The organism is Paracoccus haematequi (assembly GCF_900631945.1).
Lineage (GTDB): Bacteria > Pseudomonadota > Alphaproteobacteria > Rhodobacterales > Rhodobacteraceae > Paracoccus > Paracoccus haematequi_A.
The window spans coordinates 1-6,004 of record NZ_UZWE01000004.1 but is presented as its reverse complement, the minus strand read 5'-3'; the positions used below and the strand labels follow the sequence as shown (position 1 = coordinate 6,004).

Here is a 6,004-nt window from a genome sequence, read left to right as displayed (position 1 = left end):
GCGACCGCAGGCACGGCACAGCCGCAGCCAGACGCCCGCAGGGAAGCCGGGCCAGCCCGAGGGCCAGCACCGGCAACAAGGCCCGCCAGATCGCCAGGAGGGCGACCGGCAGGACCAGGAGCGACCCAGGCGGAGGCCGCAGGGTCGAGAGGCGGCAGGGATCGAAGGCAAGCCCGATCCGCCGCACACGCAACAGGCGTGACCGCGCCAGGAAGGCGCAGGGAGAGAGGATCAGCGCAGGGCCGATCCAGGAGAGCCAGGGCCAGAGGATCAAGGATCAGGGCCGCAGGACCATGCAAGCACCGGAGAAGCGCGAAGCCACCAGGGGAGGGGATCGAATGGGCGGGAGAGCGCGAGGCGCAGCCCATGCACCCGGAGAACAGCGGACCAGGGAGAGGCCCCGGCAGGATCGACCCAAGGCCGATCAGAACAGGAGCCGGGCCGACCGCAAGGCAGATCGCCACCGGCAGAGCGACCCGCAGCAGCCAGAGGCCGCGCAAATCGCAGAAGGCCCGCAGATCAGCCAGGAGGCCGACCCGCAGGACCAGGAGGCCCGCCAGCCGTCAGCAGAGCCGCCAGCCGTCAGGGCCAGGACCGCGCCGCCAGCCGATCCAGGATCAGCCGACAGCGCGATAGCGACCCGCAGCACCAGGACAAAGCCAGGGCCGCAGATCGCAGAAGGCCCGCCAGCCGCCAGCAGCAGCCGTCAGGCCAGAAGAAGGACGCTTAGCCGAGAGGAAGGGCCGCTGGCCCTGCCTGTGGCAACCGGCAGGGACCAGCAAGACCGTTCAGCCATAGGGCTTCACCGGCAGCACAAAGGCGTTCCCCAAGCCCCGCTCGAACGCCCGCCTTTCAGGCGGTCATTCGGTCCTGCGGACGGCGGCGGGGCTTGGACCGCAGGCGCACCCCCGTTCGCAAGCGAACGTGGACCCCCGCACCTGCTACGCCAGCACCACCAGCACCAAGCGGAAAGCTATTGGCTGGTGAAAAAAGAGGGGGAGGGGAGGCCGGGAGCGATACCGCCCGGCCCGGACAGGCCGCAGCGCCTCGGAGCGAGTCACCAGCGGCCCTTATGCTGTTCCGCCGCTATCCCCCATGCCGGAACGCCTTGCGCCCGTCAGCGGCCCGCACAGCGGCCCAGCGGATAGGGCAGGACAGCAGGGCGACCGCAGGCACGGCACAGCCGCAGCCAGACGCCCGCAGGGAAGCCGGGCCAGCCCGAGGGCCAGCACCGGCAACAAGGCCCGCCAGATCGCCAGGAGAGCGACCGGCAGGACCAGAACCGACCCGCAGGGCAAGGCCGCAGGGTCGAGAGGCGGCAGGGATCGAAGGCAAGCCCGATCCGCCGCACACGCAACAGGCGTGACCGCGCCAGGAAGGCGCAGGGAGAGAGGATCAGCGCAGGGCCGATCCAGGAGAGCCAGGGCCAGAGGATCAAGGATCAGGGCCGCAGGACCATGCAAGCACCGGAGAAGCGCGAAACCATCCAGGGGAGGGGATCGAATGGGCGGGAGAGCGCGAGGCGCAGCCCATGCACCCGGAGAACAGCGGACCAGGGAGAAGCCCCGGCAGGATCGCCGCCCGCGCCGATCAGAACCGGCAGACCGCCGACCAGGAGGCCGGGCAGATCAGCCGGGAGCCGGGCCGATCTGGACGGACAGGCCGACCAGGACCGCCACCGGCAGGAGCGACCCGCAGCAGCCAGAGGCCGCGCAGATCGCAGAGGCCCGCCAGCCGTCAGCAGAGCCGCCAGCCGTCAGGCCAGGACCGCGCCGCCAACCGATCCAGGATCAGCCGACAGCGCGAGAGCGACCCGCAGCACCAGGACAAAGCCAGGGCCGCAGGATCGCAGAAAGGCCAGCCAGCCGCAGGAGCAGCCGACCGGCCAGTCAGATTGCCAGCCCTAAAGGGCCACCATCAGAACAAAAAAGAGCGGTTAGAAGGGCACTCGCCGCGAAAGGACACGGCCACGGCCCATTTATGAGAAAACCAGCCAGGCGACTGCCAGCCGGTTTTTGGTTCTCACTAACCGCATATTATAACAAGGGTTCTACTGACCAACCCTGTGCTCGATATTGCCGCGCGAGATGGACGCTTTGGCAAATCAGTTTCCGCAAGGGTTGGTTCAAGCCCGAGGGCTTGCTTTTTTGTTCTGTGATAATTGGTTTTTAGAGGGACGGCCCATTCTGTTGCCGATGGGCAACATTCAGGGCCTTTGAGACGATCCGCCACCAGAAGGCAGGCAGATCGCAGAGACGGCCCGGCTTGCATCACAAGGACGCAGGCCGAGCCGTCAGGACCAAGACGGCAGGGAGGGACTGCCGCCCGGTCAATCGCCAGTCAGGAGGCCGACCGGCGATAAGGAGAAAAGCCCGACGACGCAGGATCATCGGGCAGGCCCGCCGCCGCTTTCAGCAAGGCGGGGGCCGGATCAATGGCCGCGAGTAGCAGCCAATGACGCAGGAAGGAGGCAGACGGAAATTCCCTGTCAACTTGCCAGGAGCCGCCAGGGCCAAGCACCTGGACGGCATATGTCGCGCCCCGAGGCGAGACGATCAGGCGGCAATCGCCGTCCTGCCAGATGACACCGGAATAACCGTCCGCAGTCGAAACCTGCCGTTCCGGCCAAGGCCGAGGCGAGGCCGGAGCACGGGCCGCGCGCTGCGCAGACAGATCAGCAGCCCATTGCGCAGCCCATCGCGCGCGTTCCGCAGCGCGAGACGGCCCGCGCTTGGCGACCGGCCTTGCGACAGCCGCGTCAGGCGACAGACCCGCCTTGAGACGCGCCCGGAACGTGGGTTCCGAAAGGCCAGCCGCCCGAGCGACAGGCCACGCAAGCCGACCGTCAGACAGCCGGACTTGCGCCAGGAGAGAGGGACGCCGGGGCGCATCCGCGCGCCCATCGTCCGAAGAAGGAAGATCATTCATGCCTGCACCACATTTGAAAATGCGACCGATCGCACGAAGCGCCGCAGGGCGCTGATGCTTTCGGCCAGAAAATGCTGCGCAGGCATATCCGGCAAAGCCGCAACAGCGTCAGCCGCATCCCCGTCCGATTTCACAATCGGCAGGAGCGGCGACTTGTCGTAATAGGCCGGACCATTCCACCGCCCTTCCGAATTTCGGAATTGCGCCAGATAGGCCCGGCCACCGGGAGAAACCGCAATGCGGAAATCATTGCGGATATACAGAACGCCCAAATAATCGTCCGCCCCTGTATCCAGGGCCGGAACAATCCGCCCATTCAGGCGGGGCTTGTGGTCATTCAGCTTGGGGCTTTTGTGCATGGTCATGGCAGCACCTATTCCGCAGCCACGCCGAGGCGGGCCAGTTCATCGCAATAGGCAGCAAATCCATGCCCAGGCACATACCGCCCGACGCTTTCGACCAGATCATGCAGCCGGGCCACGCGGGCAATCGTGCCGATTTCATAAATCGGCCCTAATTCCCGTTCGCCCGTGCAGATCATGTTGAGCAATTTGCGGGCAGAGGCCCGGCCAAATTCAGCCGACACCGCATCATAAAGACATTGCGCGCCCTTTTGTCCGCAGGACACGAGCGCCCAATTCGGATGCTTCACACGGCCCGCTTTGGTAATCACAAACCGAGCCGATTTATTCACTTTCGGCATTATCACCGCCCCAACCGAATATCTTGTGCTTCACACAATTATTCTAAATGGGGCCGCATCTGATAAACAGATTTTTATTGTGCGCTCACAATTACTTGTGAGGAATAGCCGACCAGAAACGCCACCAGGGACGGGGCGACACTGGACCGGCAGGCGCAGGCAGCATCCGCCGCAGGTCTGCAAGATTGCGTTCCGCAGCTTCAAGCGCCCGCGCCCGCTCATCGGCCAGGGCGACAGCCGCACGTCGTTCAGCGTCAGCCACAGCCGCAGCTTGACGCGCCGCCGCAAGATCATCGCGCAAGGCGCTGATTTCAGACTGTTGCGTCGCCTGTTGCGCCGCGTCAGACGCAACAGGATCGCCGGTGCGTGATGCACCATCCGATGCACCACGCACCGCGTCAGGATAGACGCGCAGCAGTTCGGCAGGATCCAGGCCGAATGTGCCGTCAGCCCTTCGGACCGCCGACATTCGCCCGGATTTTATGGCCCGCGTGAGGGTGGACTTGCTTTTGCCAATCAGCGTTGCAGCCTGCGCCAAAGACAATTCCGCCATGCGTCACCCCTGTTGCGTGGTGCACCATTATGCCAGCATGACGCGCATCACCGCAACAGACACGGGCTTTCAGTCGGGCGGATCAATTAGGCTTTCGCCGCCGAGCCGCCGCCAGCGTTCGGCATCGGTCAGCCCGTATTCAGCCGCCCGGAGATCGCCGCCCGTTTCCGCCGCATGGACCAGGGCCACGCGCCGACGCCGGGCCGCACGCCAGGGTTCCCCGGCACCGGCCCACGCCCGCAGCACTTCGGCAGCAGGCGGGGCCGGATCGACTTCCGCCGCCGCTTCATCGTCGGAGGTTTCCCCGACGCCGAACCGGGCCTTGAGGCCGCGCGACCAGACGAGCTGGCGACGGCCACGAAAGGCCAAGGCATATTCTGCCCATACCGCCGCCGCTTGCGCGTCACCGTCACGGGCATCATTCAGCAATTGCCACGGGCCGCGCGAACCGTTCCGGCCGCGCTTGGACCCTTGCAGCGCCAGTTCTTCCGCCGCACCAAATTTTGCAACGTAAGCCCCGGCAGCCTGGGCAGATTGCACCTGAAACGCCGCGTCAGCCCCGGAGAGGCCGAACGCAGCGAGGCAGGACAGCCAGGCCGCGCGCAGCCCTTCAACCAGGGCAAGCGCATCGGCAGGCAGGCAGTCCAGCAGCAGGATTTCATGAAAATGCGGATGCCAGCCGTTGCGACCGTGGGTCGTTTCCGTGGCCGTCACCGAGCCAACGAACGGCAGACCCCGCCATTCCCGACGCTGGCGCAGACGTTTCTTTGCCAGCTTGAGAGCATCCAGGAAGGGAGCCAGCTTCATCTGGCGGTCATGCCGCGCCGTCAACGTCAGCATCACGACCGCGTGACCTTCGGCCCGCGCGCCAGACATCAGCAGGTCCAATTCATCCTTGCGCCGCGCGCTGATCCGAGGGGAGCAGCACGGGCAACACCAGACGCTTGCGCATGTCTTGAGGCCATCAAACCCGGCAGCGCCAGTTTCCGCCTTGCGTTCTAGCGTGACCTCGAAGGACCGGGCCACATAGCCGCAATGCGAGAGGCGCTTAGACAGCGCAGCATCATGGTTTTTCAGAATATTTGCCGCAGCCCACTTGGACGCAAACCGGGACAGGTTGCGTTCATGGGCCGCAGCGTGGTCAACCGATTTTACGTTATTACCAAGGGCCGCGCCCGCCGCAGCCGTTCCGCCACCAGCAGACCGCAGAGAAGCCCCGCCAGAGGCAGGGCAGACGGGGGGCGCAGAATGGCCCTGTAAACTATCCAGCATTTAAAATCCGTCAGACTTCAGCGCCGGGAACCACCCCGACGCTTGAACGATAAGCGGCCTTGCAGCATATATGCAAGTGAAGGTTCGCCGCTTGCCGTCAGCAGCGACTGGACCGAAGGCGGAAACGCCGGGGCCGCGTCTAACCAGCGCGGCCCTTTTCATTTCCGCCTACTATCCCGCCATAGAGCAATGACTTCCCGCAACAGCCCAATGGCAGCACGGGCAAGATCAATAATCACGCGGATCAGGTCAGGATCATGAAGCACGGAAATGCCCCTTCTGTTGAAGTCAGGGGCAGTATGTCCACGCAGAAAGAGGGGATATATGTTGGCAAGGCATTGCCTCGTGCACAGGACTAATCGCCGCCACTGACTAAGAGTGACTACGATCGGCACGTCCTATGCAGATCACCGGCAGAATAACCCTGATCCGTCAGCGATACAATCAGAGCGACCGCAGGCACGGCACAGCCGCAGCCAGACGCCCGCAGGGAAGCCGGGCCAGCCCGAGGGCCAGCACCGGCAACAAGGCCCGCCAGATCGCCAGGA

The 6,004-nt window shown here is 65.0% G+C and carries 5 protein-coding genes; all 5 read right to left on the bottom strand.

Annotated elements, in window-relative coordinates; all coding sequences use genetic code 11:
* Positions 1–274 (bottom strand): hypothetical protein (locus PARHAE_RS21300; RefSeq protein WP_206436823.1); only part of this gene is annotated, 274 nt, incomplete at its 3' end.
* Positions 275–2,924: 2,650 nt separating this feature from the next.
* Positions 2,925–3,293: a hypothetical protein gene (locus PARHAE_RS00050; RefSeq protein WP_126152570.1), complete on the bottom strand. Its 369-nt coding sequence runs from the start codon at positions 3,291–3,293 to the stop codon at positions 2,925–2,927.
* 8 nt (positions 3,294–3,301) lie between these two features.
* A complete protein-coding gene (locus PARHAE_RS00045) occupies positions 3,302–3,631 on the bottom strand; it encodes a hypothetical protein (RefSeq protein WP_126152569.1) in 330 nt (109 codons plus the stop codon).
* Positions 3,632–3,722: 91 nt separating this feature from the next.
* The gene (locus PARHAE_RS00040; protein WP_126152568.1) at positions 3,723–4,184 is read right to left on the bottom strand and encodes a MerR family transcriptional regulator; all 462 of its coding nucleotides are present in this window, start codon (positions 4,182–4,184) and stop codon (positions 3,723–3,725) included.
* A 69-nt stretch (positions 4,185–4,253) separates the two neighbouring features.
* Positions 4,254–5,456 (bottom strand): protein rep, encoded by a 1,203-nt coding sequence (locus PARHAE_RS00035; protein WP_164555082.1) that lies wholly within the window; start codon positions 5,454–5,456, stop codon positions 4,254–4,256.
* Between the last annotated feature and the right edge of the window lie 548 nt (positions 5,457–6,004).